At 55.2% G+C, this 16,229-nt stretch carries 15 protein-coding genes; 9 read left to right on the forward strand and 6 right to left on the reverse strand.

The annotated features are described in order from the left end of the window. Positions 1-320 precede the first annotated feature (320 nt). From alaS to mltB, 5 genes are all read right to left on the reverse strand, one after another. On the reverse strand, positions 321-2,948 hold the full coding sequence (gene alaS / locus F384_RS14675) for an alanine--tRNA ligase (protein ID WP_046486362.1): 2,628 nt from the start codon (positions 2,946-2,948) through the stop codon (positions 321-323). 254 nt (positions 2,949-3,202) lie between these two features. Continuing rightward, the gene (gene recX, locus F384_RS14680) at positions 3,203-3,703 is read right to left on the reverse strand and encodes a recombination regulator RecX (protein WP_046486364.1); all 501 of its coding nucleotides are present in this window, start codon (positions 3,701-3,703) and stop codon (positions 3,203-3,205) included. 114 nt (positions 3,704-3,817) lie between these two features. Beyond that, positions 3,818-4,879, reverse strand: a complete 1,062-nt coding sequence (recA, locus tag F384_RS14685; protein ID WP_046486366.1) for a recombinase RecA — start codon at positions 4,877-4,879, stop codon at positions 3,818-3,820. Between the two features lie 81 nt (positions 4,880-4,960). Next, a complete protein-coding gene (gene pncC / locus F384_RS14690) occupies positions 4,961-5,458 on the reverse strand; it encodes a nicotinamide-nucleotide amidase (RefSeq protein WP_046486367.1) in 498 nt (165 codons plus the stop codon). A gap of 144 nt (positions 5,459-5,602) precedes the next feature. After that, on the reverse strand, positions 5,603-6,682 hold the full coding sequence (mltB, locus tag F384_RS14695; RefSeq protein ID WP_046486369.1) for a lytic murein transglycosylase B: 1,080 nt from the start codon (positions 6,680-6,682) through the stop codon (positions 5,603-5,605). A 270-nt stretch (positions 6,683-6,952) separates the two neighbouring features. Between mltB and srlA the strand changes: the two genes are divergently transcribed. From srlA to gutQ, 7 genes are all read left to right on the forward strand, one after another. Then, a complete protein-coding gene (srlA, locus tag F384_RS14700; RefSeq protein WP_046486371.1) occupies positions 6,953-7,516 on the forward strand; it encodes a PTS glucitol/sorbitol transporter subunit IIC in 564 nt (187 codons plus the stop codon). Beyond that, positions 7,513-8,502, forward strand: coding sequence for a PTS glucitol/sorbitol transporter subunit IIB (locus F384_RS14705; protein ID WP_046486373.1), 990 nt, complete (start codon positions 7,513-7,515; stop codon positions 8,500-8,502). The genes srlA and F384_RS14705 overlap by 4 nt, the downstream gene beginning before the upstream one ends. Positions 8,503-8,513: 11 nt before the next feature. Further along, positions 8,514-8,876: a PTS glucitol/sorbitol transporter subunit IIA gene (gene srlB / locus F384_RS14710; protein ID WP_046486374.1), complete on the forward strand. Its 363-nt coding sequence runs from the start codon at positions 8,514-8,516 to the stop codon at positions 8,874-8,876. A 10-nt stretch (positions 8,877-8,886) separates the two neighbouring features. Beyond that, positions 8,887-9,666 carry a sorbitol-6-phosphate dehydrogenase gene (gene srlD, locus F384_RS14715; protein WP_046486376.1) on the forward strand — a complete coding sequence of 260 codons (780 nt, stop codon included), beginning with the start codon at positions 8,887-8,889 and terminating at the stop codon, positions 9,664-9,666. A gap of 91 nt (positions 9,667-9,757) precedes the next feature. Beyond that, positions 9,758-10,117, forward strand: coding sequence for a transcriptional regulator GutM (gene gutM / locus F384_RS14720; RefSeq protein WP_046486377.1), 360 nt, complete (start codon positions 9,758-9,760; stop codon positions 10,115-10,117). Between the two features lie 68 nt (positions 10,118-10,185). Beyond that, on the forward strand, positions 10,186-10,959 hold the full coding sequence (gene srlR / locus F384_RS14725) for a glucitol operon DNA-binding transcriptional repressor SrlR (protein ID WP_046486378.1): 774 nt from the start codon (positions 10,186-10,188) through the stop codon (positions 10,957-10,959). Further along, the gene (gene gutQ, locus F384_RS14730; RefSeq protein WP_046486380.1) at positions 10,952-11,917 is read left to right on the forward strand and encodes an arabinose-5-phosphate isomerase GutQ; all 966 of its coding nucleotides are present in this window, start codon (positions 10,952-10,954) and stop codon (positions 11,915-11,917) included. Before srlR ends, gutQ begins: the two co-directional genes overlap by 8 nt. On the opposite strand, the gene norR is transcribed toward gutQ, so the two are convergent. Next, complete coding sequence (norR, locus tag F384_RS14735) at positions 11,914-13,431, reverse strand: nitric oxide reductase transcriptional regulator NorR (protein ID WP_046486381.1); 1,518 nt, start codon at positions 13,429-13,431, stop codon at positions 11,914-11,916. The genes gutQ and norR overlap by 4 nt on opposite strands. A gap of 188 nt (positions 13,432-13,619) precedes the next feature. Here norR and norV point away from each other — a divergent pair, with 188 nt between their 5' ends. Continuing rightward, positions 13,620-15,068, forward strand: coding sequence for an anaerobic nitric oxide reductase flavorubredoxin (norV, locus tag F384_RS14740; RefSeq protein WP_046486383.1), 1,449 nt, complete (start codon positions 13,620-13,622; stop codon positions 15,066-15,068). Further along, a complete protein-coding gene (gene norW / locus F384_RS14745) occupies positions 15,065-16,198 on the forward strand; it encodes an NADH:flavorubredoxin reductase NorW (protein ID WP_046486384.1) in 1,134 nt (377 codons plus the stop codon). The genes norV and norW overlap by 4 nt, the downstream gene beginning before the upstream one ends. Positions 16,199-16,229 lie beyond the last annotated feature (31 nt).

A 16,229-nucleotide genomic window follows, 5' to 3' on the forward strand; every position in this document is an offset into this window, starting at 1 on the left:
TCCCGGCATTATCCATCATATAACGCCAAAAAGTAAGCGATGACAAACACATTACATGTAAGCAGTCACGGCATCACATTCTGTTAAACCTAAGTTTAGCCGATATACACAACTTCAACCTGACTTTATCGTTGTCGACAACGTTGATGCAAACGCCGCAGAATACTTATCCACGGCATCGGCTAACGCTTATACACTTCATCTTTCAGGCTGCCTCAACGTTGACTGCGCGCGTTCCCCGGTCACTAACTGCCTGTTCGCTTCCGGGGACTAATCCGCTTGCCGCCTTGATGCAGCTCGAATGATTTTGTGTAACTATTTTATAGTTTTGCGCTGACCCAGGCTTGCACACTGGCTAACGCCGCAGGCAGAGCAGACGCATCCGTACCACCGGCTTGCGCCATGTCCGGACGACCACCACCCTTACCGCCCACCTGCTGAGCGACCATACCGACCAATTCCCCTGCTTTGACACGATCGGTCACGTCCTTAGACACACCTGCAATCAGAGAAACCTTACCTTCAGCTGCCGTTGCCAGCACGATAATTGTCGACCCCAGTTGATTTTTCAGATCATCAACCATGGTACGTAACATTTTCGGCTCAACACCCGCAAGCTCACTCACCAACAGCTTAACGCCATTGATATCAACCGCTTTGCTGGAAAGATTTGCACTTTCCTGCGCCGCAGCTTGTTCTTTCAACTGCTGAAGCTCTTTCTCGAGCTGACGGGTCCGTTCCAGTACTGAACGGACTTTGTCGCCCAGGTTCTGGCTGTCGCCCTTCAACAGATGTGCGATATCGGTTAAGCGATCGCTTTCTGCATGCACGGTCGCAATGGCGCCCTCACCTGTTACCGCTTCAATACGACGAACCCCTGCCGCGGTCCCGGACTCGGAGACGATACGGAACAGACCAATATCACCCGTACGGCTGGCGTGAGTCCCGCCACACAGTTCGGTAGAGAAATCGCCCATGCTCAGTACGCGAACGCGTTCGTCGTATTTCTCGCCGAACAGCGCCATTGCGCCTTTTGCTTTCGCCGCTTCCAGATCCATCACATTGGTTTCAACCGGCAGGTTACGACGAATCTGCGCGTTCACCAGGTCTTCAACCGCGCGGATTTCCGCAGGTTTCATCGCTTCGTTATGCGAGAAGTCGAAACGCAGTACTTTATCGTTGACCAGCGAGCCTTTCTGCGCCACGTGCGTACCCAGAATCTGGCGCAGCGCCGCGTGCATCAGGTGCGTGGCGGAGTGGTTCAGTCGAATACGCGCACGACGCGTTTCATCTACGTCAGCCTGAACCGCGTCACCCACTTTCAGAGAGCCCACAGACAGTTTGCCGAGGTGACCAATCGCCTGGCCATATTTTTGCGTATCGCTTACGGCAAAGGTAAAGCCCGCGCCTTTCAGTTCACCTTTATCACCAACCTGACCACCGGATTCCGCATAGAACGGGGTCTGATCCAGTACGACAACGGCTTCCTGACCGGCACTAATTGCATCCACCGCTTTACCATCGACGAACAGCGCGGTCACTTTGCCATTCAGTTCCAGATGGTCATAACCTTTAAATTCAGAGGCGCTATCGACGCGGATCATCGCGTTATAGTCCGCCCCAAAACCGCTGGCTTCGCGAGCGCGACGGCGCTGCTCTTCCATGGCGGCTTCAAAACCGGCTTCATCCACTTTGATGTTGCGTTCACGGCAAACGTCAGCCGTCAGGTCAACCGGGAAACCGTAGGTATCGTACAGACGGAATGCCGTTTCGCCGTCCAGCGTATCGCCGGACAGTTTCGCCAGTTCTTCATCCAGCAGCGCCAGTCCACGCTCCAGCGTACGGGCGAACTGTTCTTCTTCGGTTTTCAGAACTTGCTCAACCTGAGCCTGCTGACGCTTCAGTTCTTCACCCGCCGATCCCATGACGTCAACCAGTGGGCCCACCAGTTTGTAGAAGAAGGTCTCTTTCGCGCCCAGCATGTTGCCATGACGTACCGCGCGACGAATGATACGACGCAGGACATAGCCCCGGTTTTCGTTCGACGGAACCACGCCATCGGCAATCAGGAACGCACAGGAACGAATGTGGTCCGCAATGACCCGCAGCGACTTGTTGCTCAGATCGGTCGCACCGGTCACTTTCGCTACCGCTTCAATCAGCGTGCGGAACAGGTCAATTTCGTAGTTGGAGTTGACGTGTTGCAGCACAGCCGCAATACGCTCCAGACCCATACCGGTATCGACGGAAGGCTTCGGCAGCGGTTCCATCGTACCGTCAGCCTGACGGTTGAACTGCATAAAGACGATGTTCCAGATCTCAATGTAACGATCGCCGTCTTCTTCCGGACTTCCCGGAGGGCCACCCCAGATGTGATCGCCATGATCGTAGAAAATCTCGGTGCACGGACCGCATGGACCGGTATCGCCCATCTGCCAGAAGTTGTCCGACGCATAGGCCGCGCCTTTGTTATCACCAATGCGGATAATACGTTCGCGAGGGATACCGACTTCTTTTTCCCAGATTTCATAGGCTTCATCGTCTGTTTCGTAGACGGTCACCCACAGACGCTCTTTCGGCAGGGCAAACCAGTTCTCACCGGTCAGCAGTTCCCACGCATATTGGATGGCGTCATGTTTGAAATAGTCGCCGAAGCTGAAGTTGCCCAGCATTTCGAAGAAGGTATGGTGACGTGCAGTGTAACCGACGTTTTCCAGATCGTTGTGCTTACCACCCGCGCGCACGCAGCGCTGGGACGTGGTAGCGCGGGAATAATTACGCTTGTCAAGGCCAAGGAAAACGTCCTTGAACTGGTTCATCCCGGCGTTGGTAAACAACAAAGTGGGGTCATTGTTCGGCACCAGGGAGCTGCTGGCAACTACCTGATGTCCCTTACTATGGAAAAAGTCGAGAAACGCCTGACGGATCTCAGCGGTGCTCTTGCTCATAATTATCCTGAAATCAAGCTACACTTCATCCTTCAAACTGCCTCTGCGTTGGCTGCGTTCGTTCACCCCAGTCACTGACTCCAGTAAGCTCCCGGGGATTCACTCACTTACCGCCTTGATGCAGCCTGAATGATGTTGTGTATTTAAGGAATATTCGTTTCAGACGCAGATCGTCATATGACAACCATCACCCGAACGGAAAAAGTGGGAATAAGATAAGTTTTCTTTACGGGGAAGTAAAATCCCGTATGCGTTCAATCGTCAAAATTTCGCCATATTTCCTGAATATCCTCCATCAGATACCCGCGATAAAGCAAAAATCGCTGTATCTTAACCTTTTCCGAAAAAGCGCCAGGCAGCGGTTCACCGTACTTGCGAGTCGCCTGGTCGCGCGCGAGGGCACACCAGTCAATCTCACATTCCCGCATCGCTTTTTCAGTCGATTCACGGGCAATGCCCTTTTGATTCAACTCCTGACGGATACGCGCCGGACCGTACCCTTTACGGCTGCGGCTGGCGATAAAGCGGGCGATGAACCGTTCGTCATCGAGATAGTGATGCTCGTAGCACCAGGCAATCACCCGATCATAATCATCTGCCGTGGCATCAATCTCTTCCGGCCCATTCTTCCCCATCACCGGGGCGGCAAGTTTGCGTCGTAACTCGTGTTCGCTGTGGTCACGAACCGCGAGGATACGTACTGCGCGATCTAACAGCCGGGGATACGCGGGTCGGCGCGGTGTGGGTTCACTCATAACAACCTTCAAAATCAGAAATGCAAAAGGGCTGCATCAATGCAGCCCTTGAGTGTAATTCAACTTTTTGCCGGATGGCAGTTCTGCGTTATCCGGATGGGGGACACCTGACGATTAAAAATCTTCGTTGGTTTCCGCAACGCCTTCACCATCATCAACGGTGAAAGCGGGTTTGTCATCCTGGTTATTGAGCAGCATTTCGCGGACTTTCTTCTCAATTTCCTTCGCGGTCGTCGGGTTGTCTTTCAGCCAGGCTGTTGCATTCGCTTTACCCTGACCAATTTTCTCGCCGTTGTAGCTGTACCATGCGCCGGCTTTCTCGATCAGCTTCTCTTTCACGCCCAGGTCAACCAGTTCACCATAGAAGTTGATGCCTTCGCCGTAAAGGATCTGGAATTCAGCCTGTTTAAACGGTGCCGCGATTTTGTTTTTCACCACCTTCACGCGGGTTTCGCTGCCCACCACGTTATCGCCCTCTTTCACCGCGCCGATACGACGGATGTCCAGACGAACAGACGCGTAGAATTTCAGTGCGTTACCCCCGGTGGTGGTTTCCGGGTTACCGAACATCACGCCAATTTTCATACGGATCTGGTTGATGAAGATAAGCAACGTGTTGGACTGCTTCAGGTTACCGGCCAGTTTACGCATCGCCTGACTCATCATACGTGCTGCGAGGCCCATGTGAGAGTCACCGATTTCGCCTTCGATTTCCGCTTTCGGCGTCAACGCCGCCACGGAGTCGACAACGATAACGTCAACGGCACCAGAACGTGCCAGCGCGTCACAGATTTCCAGCGCCTGTTCACCGGTGTCCGGCTGAGAACAGAGCAGATTGTCGATATCAACGCCCAGCTTACGCGCATAGACTGGATCCAACGCGTGTTCTGCGTCGATAAACGCACAGGTTTTGCCTTCGCGCTGCGCAGCGGCAATCACCTGTAGCGTCAGCGTGGTTTTACCGGAAGACTCCGGCCCGTAGATTTCGACGATACGGCCCATCGGCAGGCCGCCTGCGCCCAGCGCAATATCCAGTGAAAGCGAACCGGTGGAGATCGTTTCCACGTCCATAGAACGGTCTTCACCCAGACGCATGATGGAGCCTTTACCGAATTGCTTTTCGATCTGGCCCAGCGCTGCCGCCAACGCTTTCTGTTTGTTTTCGTCGATAGCCATTAATTACTCCTGTCATGCCAGCTGAAGCCGGATAGTGAATTCTATACTGTTGTCGCAATTATACTGTATGGTCATACAGTATCAAGTGTTTTGTAGAAATTGTTGCCACAGGGTTTGCAACGCATAAACCGTGGCTTGTCGACGCACCGCATCACGGTCGCCGCTAAAGCATTCCCGACGGGTAATCCCTTCTCCGCGCACGCTAGCGAAGGCGAACCAGACGGTGCCAACCGGTTTCTCTTCGCTACCGCCATCGGGTCCGGCAATCCCGCTGATGGAGACAGCAAAATCGGCGCGTGCCGCTTTCAGCGCGCCAATCGCCATCTCAACCACCACCGGCTCACTGACCGCGCCATGCTGCGCCAGCGTCTCTTCGCGCACGCCAATCATCTGTGATTTCGCTTCGTTACTGTAGGTGACAAAACCGCGCTCGAACCAGGCGGAGCTGCCGGCAATATCGGTAATGGCTTTCGCCACCCAACCACCGGTGCAGGACTCTGCGGTGGTCACGGTCGCACCGCGCGCCTTCAGCGCCAGCCCAACCTGTTCACTTAACTGCATCAGTTCACTGTCAGTCATATCAGCCTCTGTCAGTTAAAAAAATATGCCGGACAAGATAGCACTTTCCCGACAGAGATGGGGATGAGGTGACAATTTTACGAGGGGGATTCCGAAAAAACGAGTGAAGCCCAGGGAAGCTGAAACTCCCCTGGGTAAAAATCGTTACTGCACGCGCGCCAGTGCCACCGCCTGACCCAACTGCCATACCGCCATTGCATAATGGGTGCTGTGGTTGTAGCGGGTAATGGCATAGAAGTTCGGCAGGCCGTACCAGTACTGATAACCGGTGCCGATATCCAGTCGCAACAGGCTCACCTGCTGATGGTTGCCCAGCGGTTGTTGCGGCGTTAATCCGGCAGCCGCCAGTTGGGAAGGGCTGTACTGTGTTTTAAAGCCATTCGCCAGTCCCGGTGCCTGACCGTTCGCCATCACCGCCACTGTGTCGCCTTTCACCCAACCGTGCGCTTTGAAGTAATTCGCCACGCTGCCGATGGCATCGACCGGATCCCACAGGTTGATGTGGCCGTCGCCATTGAAATCCACCGCGTACTCTTTATAGGACGACGGCATGAATTGTCCGTACCCCATCGCGCCAGCAAAGGAACCTTTCAGATCTAACGGATCATCCTGTTCGTTACGCGCCATCAGCAGGAACGTCTCCAGTTCGCCAGAGAAGTACTCCGCACGACGTGGATAGTTAAACGACAGCGTCGCCAGCGCATCCAGAATGCGCGTTTTTCCCATCACGCGGCCCCAGCGGGTTTCCACGCCAATAATGCCCACGACGATCTCCGGCGGGACACCATAAACCTGCCAGGCGCGGTTCAGCGCGTCTTCATACTGATTCCAGAACGCCACGCCGTTTTGCACGTTATCCGGAGTAATGAACTGTTTGCGGTAGCGCAGCCATGCGCCGTTAGGCCCGGCTGGCGGCTGCGTGGTGGGCGCCTGCCTGTCCATCAGACGTAAAACGTAATCCAGACGTTTCGCCTGAGACAGAATCTCCTGCAACTGCTGACGATTAAAACCGTGCTTGTTCACCATCTTATCGATGAACTGCTGCGCGTTTGGGTTGTTGGCAAAATCGCCGCCCATCTGCATAACGTTGTGCTGGGGCTCAAGCAGGAAACCGCCGGAAGGCGTCCCCGTTGTCGTTTGAGGCTCTTGGGGTTTCGGTTTGCTACTACAGGCAGCAAGTAACACAAACAGGGGAAGTAATGCTACATAACGACGCTTGAACATGAGACATCCATTAAACAGATTCAGCCAGAGAAGGAGTATGGTAAAGCATCCCCCGCCATACAAGGAAGCGCCAGACGCGCGGCGTCACACAATTTACGTATCACTTCCCCTCATTTGATCGTCAGCACATTCTTTCCTTTCCACAAAAACTTTCAACTTAAAATATTTTACTTTCATTTTGAGATCAAAATAACACTTTTATATCTTTCAATCTGATTAAAATAAGTCACCCATTCGCAAGATAACTAAAAATCCCTACAGGAGAGAACAATGATCGAAACCATTACACATGGAGCAGAGTGGTTCATCGGGCTGTTCCAGAAAGGTGGAGAGGTGTTTACCGGCATGGTCACCGGTATTCTTCCACTGCTGATCAGCCTGCTGGTCATCATGAATGCGCTGATCAACTTTATCGGCCAGCAGCGAATCGAACGCTTCGCTCAGCGCTGTGCCGGGAACCCATTATCCCGTTACCTGATTCTGCCCTTTATTGGCACGTTTGTGTTTTGTAACCCCATGACCCTGAGTCTGGGCCGCTTTATGCCAGAGAAATACAAGCCCAGCTACTACGCGGCAGCCTCTTACAGCTGTCACTCGATGAACGGCCTGTTCCCGCATATCAACCCCGGCGAACTGTTCGTTTATCTCGGTATTGCCAGCGGCCTGACCACGCTAGGTCTCCCGCTCGGCCCGCTGGCCGTGAGCTATTTGCTGGTCGGTCTGGTCACCAACTTCTTTCGTGGCTGGGTCACGGACCTCACAACCTCCATCTTTGAGAAAAAGATGGGTATCCAACTTGAGCAGAAAGTCCACCTTGCAGGAGCAACATCATGACGCGTATTCGTATTGAACGAGGAACTGGCGGCTGGGGTGGCCCGTTAGAGCTGGACGTGACCGACGGCAAGAAAATTGTCTATATCACCGCAGGCACGCGCCCGGCGATTGTCGACAAGCTGGCGCAGTTAACCGGCTGGCAGGCTGTCGACGGCTTTAAAGAGGGTGAGCCGCCGGAAGATGAAATTGGCGTCGCCATCATCGACTGCGGCGGGACGCTGCGCTGCGGGATCTATCCCAAACGCCGTATCCCGACCGTGAACATTCACTCAACCGGGAAATCCGGCCCGCTGGCCCAGTACATCGTCGAAGACATCTATGTCTCTGGCGTCAGGGAAGACAACATTACCGTGGTGGGCGACGCCTCTACTGCAGCACAGCCGCAGCCGCAGCAACAACCGGCAAGTACCACCGCCGGACGCGATTACGACGCCAGTAAAAAGATCACGGAACAGAGCGATGGCCTGCTGGCGAAAGTCGGGATGGGGATGGGGTCGGCGGTGGCCGTGCTGTTCCAGTCGGGTCGCGACACCATTGATACGGTACTGAAAACGATTCTTCCGTTCATGGCATTCGTCTCGGCGCTGATCGGCATCATCATGGCCTCGGGTCTTGGCGACTGGATCGCCCACGGCCTGGCGCCGCTTGCCAGCCATCCGTTGGGTCTGGTGACGCTGGCGCTGATCTGTTCGTTCCCGCTGCTGTCGCCGTTCCTCGGCCCTGGCGCGGTGATTGCGCAGGTTATCGGCGTCCTGATCGGCGTGCAAATTGGTCTGGGCAACATCCCGCCACACCTGGCGCTGCCCGCGCTGTTTGCCATCAACGCCCAGGCGGCCTGCGACTTTATCCCGGTCGGTCTGTCACTGGCAGAAGCGCGTCAGGACACGGTTCGCGTCGGTGTACCGTCGGTACTGGTGAGCCGCTTCCTGACCGGTGCGCCTACTGTTCTCATCGCCTGGTTTGTTTCCGGCTTTATTTATCAATAAGAGGTTTCGACATGACCGTTATTTATCAGACCACCATCACCCGTATCGGACAGAGCGCACCGGATGCCCTCTGCGACCAGATGCTGATTACCTTTCGTGAAGGCGCGCCTGCGGATATCGAGGAGTTTTGCTTTATCCATTGTCATGGCGAACTGAACGGCCCGCTGCAACCCGGTGCGCAGTTCGAACTGGGTCAGCATCATTATCCGGTCACCGCCGTCGGCAGCGTGGCCGAACAGAATTTACGTGAACTGGGGCATATCACCCTGCGCTTCGACGGACAGAGCGAAGCGGAATTTCCCGGCACCGTGCACGTTGCGGGGCCAGTACCGGACGACATCGCGCCGGGCTGTATTTTGAAGTTTGTCGCTTAAGGAGAGAAAAATGAATCAGGTTGCCGTTGTCATTGGTGGAGGACAGACCCTGGGGGCATTCCTTTGCCGTGGGCTTGCAGCAGAAGGGTATCGCGTTGCGGTTGTGGACATTCAGAGTGATAAAGCCGCGAACGTCGCACAGGAGATTAACGCAGAATTTGGCGAAGGCATGGCCTACGGTTTTGGCGCCGACGCCACCAGCGAACAGAGCGTGCTCGCGCTCTCTCGCGGCGTGGATGAAATTTTTGGCCGCGTGGATCTGCTGGTTTACAGCGCGGGTATCGCCAAAGCGGCATTTATCAGTGACTTCCAGCTCGGCGATTTTGACCGCTCGCTGCAGGTGAACCTGGTGGGCTACTTCCTCTGCGCACGTGAATTCTCTCGTCTGATGATCCGCGATGGTATTCAGGGACGCATTATTCAGATCAACTCCAAATCCGGAAAAGTGGGTAGCAAACACAACTCCGGCTACAGCGCAGCGAAGTTTGGCGGCGTGGGATTAACGCAGTCGCTGGCGCTGGATCTGGCGGAATATGGCATTACCGTGCATTCGCTGATGCTTGGCAACCTGCTGAAGTCACCGATGTTCCAGTCGCTGCTGCCGCAGTACGCCACCAAGCTGGGTATTGAACCTGACGAAGTGGAGCAGTATTACATTGATAAGGTTCCGCTGAAGCGCGGCTGCGACTATCAGGATGTGCTGAATATGCTGTTATTCTATGCCAGCCAGAAAGCGTCGTACTGCACCGGACAGTCAATCAACGTAACCGGTGGGCAGGTGATGTTTTAATGGGTGCAGCCCGGTGACGCTATGCTTACCGGGCTTACCCGTAGGCCGGATAAGGTGAAACCGCCATCCGGCAAAATAAAAGGAGCACAATATGGTATCCGCACTCGTTACCGTCGCCGTCATTGCCTGGTGCGCGCAACTGGCGCTGGGGTACTGGCAAATATCGCGCTTTAACAAAGCGTTTGACCAACTTTGCCTACAGGGACGTGTCGGCGTGGGGCGTTCGGGAGGACGTTTTAAACCGCGCGTCGTTGTCGCGGTCGCACTCGATGACGATCGTCGGGTCACCGATACGTTGTTTATGAAAGGTCTCACCGTATTCGCCAGACCAGGCAAAATCGCCGCCATTCAGGGCAAACATTTGAATGAATTACAGCCTGATGTGATCTTTCCCCATGATCCGTTATCGCAGAATGCACTATCATTGGCGCTTAGTCTGAAACATGGGTAATTTCGTTGTGAATGCTAATAGCTTGCGAAATTATCATTTCGCAAATTTAATTCAGGGTAATTACACCAATGAAACCTCGTCAGCGTCAGGCCGCTATTCTTGAGCATCTGCAAAAGCAGGGGAAATGCTCAGTGGAAGAACTGGCCCAGTACTTTGACACCACGGGCACAACCATTCGCAAAGACCTTGTCGTTCTGGAAAATGCCGAAACCGTCATTCGTACCTATGGCGGCGTGATGTTAAATAAAGAGGAGTCCGATCCGCCTATCGATCACAAAACGCTGATCAATACGCTCAAGAAAGAACGTATTGCTGAAGCAGCCGTCCACTTTATCCACGATGGCGACTCCATCATTCTGGATGCCGGGAGCACCGTGCTACAGATGGTGCCGATGCTTACCCGCTTTAGCAATATCACCGTCATGACCAACAGCCTGCATATTGTCAACGCGCTGTCCGAGTTAGACAACGAACAAACCATCCTGATGCCCGGCGGAACATTCCGTAAAAAATCGGCCTCCTTTCACGGACAACTCGCGGAAAACGCCTTTGAGCAGTTCAGTTTTGATAAACTCTTCATGGGCACTGACGGCATTGACCTCAGTGCGGGCGTGACCACCTTTAATGAGGTTTACACCGTCAGTAAAGCGATGTGCAATGCCGCTCGAGAAGTCATTCTGATGGCTGACTCATCAAAGTTTGGTCGCAAGAGTCCGAATGTTGTATGCAGTCTGGAAAGCGTCGACAAACTGATTACCGACGCGGGCATTGATCCCGCATTTCGTCAGGCGCTGGAAGAAAAGGGGATTGAAGTGATCATAACCGGAGAAACCAATGAGTGATGCACTACTGAACGCGGGACGTCAGACGTTAATGCTGGAATTACAGGAAGCAAGCCGTCTGCCGGAACGTCTGGGCGATGACTTTATCCGCGCCGCCAATATCATTATCCATTGCGAAGGCAAAGTGATTGTCTCGGGTATCGGCAAGTCGGGTCATATTGGTAAGAAAATCGCCGCGACGCTCGCCAGTACCGGCACTCCGGCCTTTTTTGTGCATCCTGCCGAAGCGCTGCATGGCGATCTGGGGATGATCGAAAGCCGCGACGTGATGTTGTTCATCTCCTATTCCGGCGGCGCAAAAGAGCTGGATCTCATCATCCCTCGCCTGGAAGATAAGTCCATCGCCCTGCTGGCCATGACCGGCAAACCCCATTCACCGCTGGGCCTGGCGGCGAAAGCCGTGCTGGATATTTCCGTTGAGCGCGAAGCCTGCCCGATGCACCTGGCACCGACGTCCAGCACCGTCAATACCCTGATGATGGGCGACGCGCTGGCGATGGCGGTCATGCAGGCACGCGGTTTCAATGAAGAAGATTTTGCCCGCTCGCATCCGGCCGGTGCGCTGGGCGCGCGTTTGCTCAATAAAGTGCATCACCTGATGCGCCGCGACGATGCCGTCCCGCAGGTTCAACTCGCCACAAGCGTGATGGACGCGATGCTGGAGTTAAGCCGTACCGGTCTGGGGCTGGTCGCCGTTTGCGACGAGCAGATGCAGGTGAAAGGCGTCTTTACCGACGGTGACCTGCGTCGCTGGCTGGTTGGCGGCGGCGCGCTCACCACCCCGGTCAGTGAAGCGATGACCCACAATGGCATCACCTTGCAGTCAGAAAGCCGGGCGATTGATGCCAAAGAGATCCTGATGAAGCGCAAAATCACCGCCGCACCGGTGGTGGATGAAACCGGTAAACTCACCGGCGCCATCAACCTGCAGGATTTCTACCAGGCCGGGATTATCTAATCCTTCAGCCCAAGACGCTTCGCCAGCCGGTGCAGGTTGGCGACGTCCGTTTCAAGCGCCCGCGCGCTGGCCGCCCAGTTGTGATTATTTTGCGCCAGCGCCTGGCGAATCACTTCCCGCTGGAAAGCCTCCGTCGCGTCACGCAGATTGTGATTGCGCGGGATATCCGCCGCCACTTCCGGCAGCGACGTCATCGCCTCCTCCTGTAACGCGAAATGCGACACGTCCAGGACGACGTCGTCTTTGGCCCGGGTCGCCCGCGCCAGCACCACCGCCCGATGAATGGCATGTTCCAGTTCACGCACATTACCCGGCCAGCCGTAATTCAACAGATGGCTGCGCGCGCCCGGACTGAGCACCACGCGGGAAAGCCCCAGCCGCAGTCGGCACTGCTCGCAAAAATAGCCCGCCAGCAGCACCACATCCTCACCGCGCTCTCGCAGCGGAGGGACAGAAAGCGGAAACACGCTCAGGCGATGAAACAGATCGGCACGAAAACGTCCCGCCAGCACCTCTTCGCGCAGATCGCGGTTGGTCGCCGCCAGCACACGCACATCCACGCGCAGACTGCGGTCATCGCCGACACGCTGAATATCGCCGTACTGCAACACGCGAAGCAGTTTCGCCTGTAGCGCCAGCGACAGTTCCCCAATTTCGTCAAGAAACAGCGTGCCGTTATCGGCCATTTCAAACTTGCCGCTGCGGTTGCTGATGGCCCCGGTAAACGCGCCTTTTACATGACCAAACAGTTCACTTTCCGCCACGCTTTCCGGCAGCGCGGCGCAGTTCAGATAAACCAGCGGGTTGACCGCACGAGGCGAACCTTCGTGAATCGCCTTCGCCACCAGCTCTTTCCCGGTGCCGGTTTCGCCGCTGATTAACACGTTGAGATCGGAGCCGGCTACAATCTCGATCTCTTTTTTCAGTTGCATCATGTTCGGCGAGAGGCCAATCATCTGCGTCTCTTTGACCTGTTCGAAATCGGTGCCCGAACCCGGCAGCATATTCTGGCTTTCCAGTTGTTCAATCAGCAGCGCATTGTTGAGCGCACCAGCGGCCAGCGCGGCGATCAGTCGTAACTCCTCATCACTGAAAACATCAAACTGGTCTGGCGCCATACCGTCGAGGGTCAGCGCACCGATCAGGTTCTGCCCGGCAAAAAGCGGCAACCCAATGCAGGCGTGCACTTTCAGGCTCTCCTGCCCCGGGATCAGCCCGTCATACGGATCGGGCAGGGAACTGTCCGCCGGAAAGCGCACCACATCTCCGGCGCGGGCGATGGCCTCCAGTCGGGGATGCCCTTCCAGCGTAAAACGCCTGCCGAGCACATCGCGAGCAAGACCGTCAATCGCCAGCGGGATAAACTGGCGCGCCTCATAACGCAGCAGCGCAGAGGCGTCACACTCCAGCACCTGACGCAGCGTGGTAATCAGACGTTGAAACCGGTCCTGATGACCCACTCCGCGCTGTAATTCAATGGCGATACCCGCCAGCACATCAACGGAAAAACTCATGGTGTCCTCACTGTCATTTTGACAATTCATGGTGTCATATTGACTGTGTCAGGGGTAGTCTTTTTGACTACCATTAAGTGAGTATAGGAACAACATTTTATTGTAAATCAATAAATTAAAAAGTTGGCATGCGACCTGCAATAAGCAAAACAACTAATTTGAACAACGCTGAATTAATTGAGGTTGCTATGTCTATTCTGGTTAAAAATAACATTCATTGGGTTGGCCAACGTGACTGGGAAGTGCGTGATTTCCACGGAACTGAATACAAAACGCTGCGCGGCAGCAGCTACAACAGCTATCTCATCCGTGAGGAAAAAAATGTCCTGATCGATACCGTCGATCATAAATTCAGCCGCGAATTTGTGCAGAACCTGCGTAATGAAATCGACCTCGCAGACATCGATTACATCATTATCAACCATGCGGAAGAAGATCACGCCGGGGCGCTGACCGAACTGATGATGCAGATCCCGGATACGCCCATCTACTGCACCGCCAACGCGATTGACTCGATTACCGGCCACCACCACCATCCTGAGTGGAACTTTAACGTCGTGAAAACCGGCGACACGCTGGATATCGGCAACGGCAAGCAGTTGATCTTCGTGGAAACCCCAATGCTGCACTGGCCGGACAGCATGATGACCTATATGACCGGCGATGCCGTCCTGTTCAGTAACGACGCTTTCGGCCAGCACTACTGTGACGAACGCCTGTTTAACGATGAAGTGGATCAGACCGAACTGTTCGAGCAGTGCCAGCGCTATTACGCCAATATCCTGACCCCGTTCAGTCGTCTGGTGACGCCCAAAATTACCGAAATCCTCGGCTTCAACCTGCCGGTGGATATGATTGCCACCTCTCACGGCGTGGTCTGGCGCGATAATCCGACCCAGATTGTTGAGTTGTATCTGAAATGGGCGGCGGATTATCAGGAAGACAGGATCACGATTTTCTACGACACCATGTCCAATAACACCCGCATGATGGCAGATGCAATAGCTCAGGGGATTAACGAAGTCGACCCCAACGTGGCGGTGAAAATCTTTAACGTCGCCCGCAGCGATAAAAATGAAATCCTGACCAACGTCTTCCGCTCGAAAGGCGTGCTGGTCGGCACCTCCACCATGAACAACGTGATGATGCCGAAAATCGCCGGTCTGGTGGAAGAGATGACAGGGCTGCGTTTTCGTAACAAACGCGCCAGCGCCTTTGGATCCCACGGCTGGAGCGGCGGTGCGGTCGACCGCTTATCCACCCGTTTACAGGATGCCGGTTTTGACATGTCCCTGAGCCTGAAAGCTAAATGGCGTCCGGACATCGACGCGCTGGAACTGTGCCGCCAGCACGGTCGCGACATCGCGCGTCAGTGGGCGCTCACGCCGCTGCCGGAAGCGACAGTGAAAGCGACGACCAAAGAAGAAGCGTGCGCCTGCGCCGCCGCAACGGCAGCCGACCTCGGTCCGAGCATGCAGTGCAGTGTGTGCCAGTGGATTTACGATCCGGCAAAAGGTGAACCGTTGCAGGACGTCGCGCCGGGTACGCCGTGGAGCGATGTGCCAGACAACTTCCTGTGCCCAGAATGTTCATTAGGCAAAGACGTCTTCGACGTGTTGGCAACGGAGGCAAAATGAGTCGGGGAATCGTCATCATTGGTTCGGGCTTCGCCGCCCGCCAGTTAGTTAAAAACATTCGCAAGCAGGACGCCGATGTTCCGTTAACCCTGATTGCCGCTGACAGCATGGATGAGTACAACAAACCCGATCTCAGCCATGTGATAAGCCAGGCGCAGCACGCCGACGATCTCACTCGCCAGTCGGCGGGGGAATTTGCCGAACAATTTACGCTGCGTCTCTTTCCGCACACCTGGGTCACCGACATTGATGCCGATGCCCACGTGGTAAAAAGCCAGGATAAGCAGTGGCAATATGACAAGCTGGTGCTGGCCACGGGCGCTTCAGCCTTTGTCCCGCCGGTGCCAGGACGTGAGTTAATGCTCACATTGAACAGTCAGCAGGAGTACCGCGCCGGTGAAACGCAGTTGCGCGACGCTCAACGGGTGCTGATTGTCGGCGGCGGATTGATTGGTACCGAACTGGCGATGGATTTCTGCCGTGCGGGTAAAGCGGTCACGCTGATTGATAATGCCGCCAGCCTTCTCGCCTCGCTGATGCCGCCAGAAGTGAGCAGTCGCTTACAGCATCGTCTTACCGATATGGGCGTGCACCTGCTGCTGAAATCAGAGTTGCAGGGGCTGGAGAAAACCGCATCCGGTATTCGCGCAACGTTCGATCGTGGACGCTGCATTGACGTCGATGTGGTGATTGCCGCCACCGGCCTGCGTCCGGAAACGGCGCTGGCGCGTCGTGCCGGTCTAACGCTCAATCGCGGCGTTTGTGTCGACAGTTTCCTGCAAACCAGCAACCCGGATATTTACGCCCTCGGCGACTGCGCGGAGATCAACGGTCAGGTATTGCCCTTCCTGCAGCCGATTCAGCTCAGCGCCATGTACCTGGCGAAAAACCTGCTCGGCGGCAACGCGCCGCTGAAGTTGCCCGCCATGTTGGTCAAAATCAAAACGCCGGAACTGCCGCTGCACCTGGCAGGGGAAACCCAGCGTCGCGATCTGAACTGGCACATTGCCGCAGAATCTGACGGGATGGTTGCCAGAGGGATGAACGCTGAAGGGCAACTCTGCGCCTTCGTGGTGAGCGAAGACAGGATGAAGGAGGCTTTCGCCCTGTTGAAAACGCTGCCCATGTAAATGACGTGGTGCCGGATGGCGGCTACGCCTT

This window comes from Citrobacter amalonaticus Y19, from assembly GCF_000981805.1.
In the GTDB taxonomy this organism is placed as follows: Bacteria; Pseudomonadota; Gammaproteobacteria; order Enterobacterales; family Enterobacteriaceae; genus Citrobacter_A; species Citrobacter_A amalonaticus_C.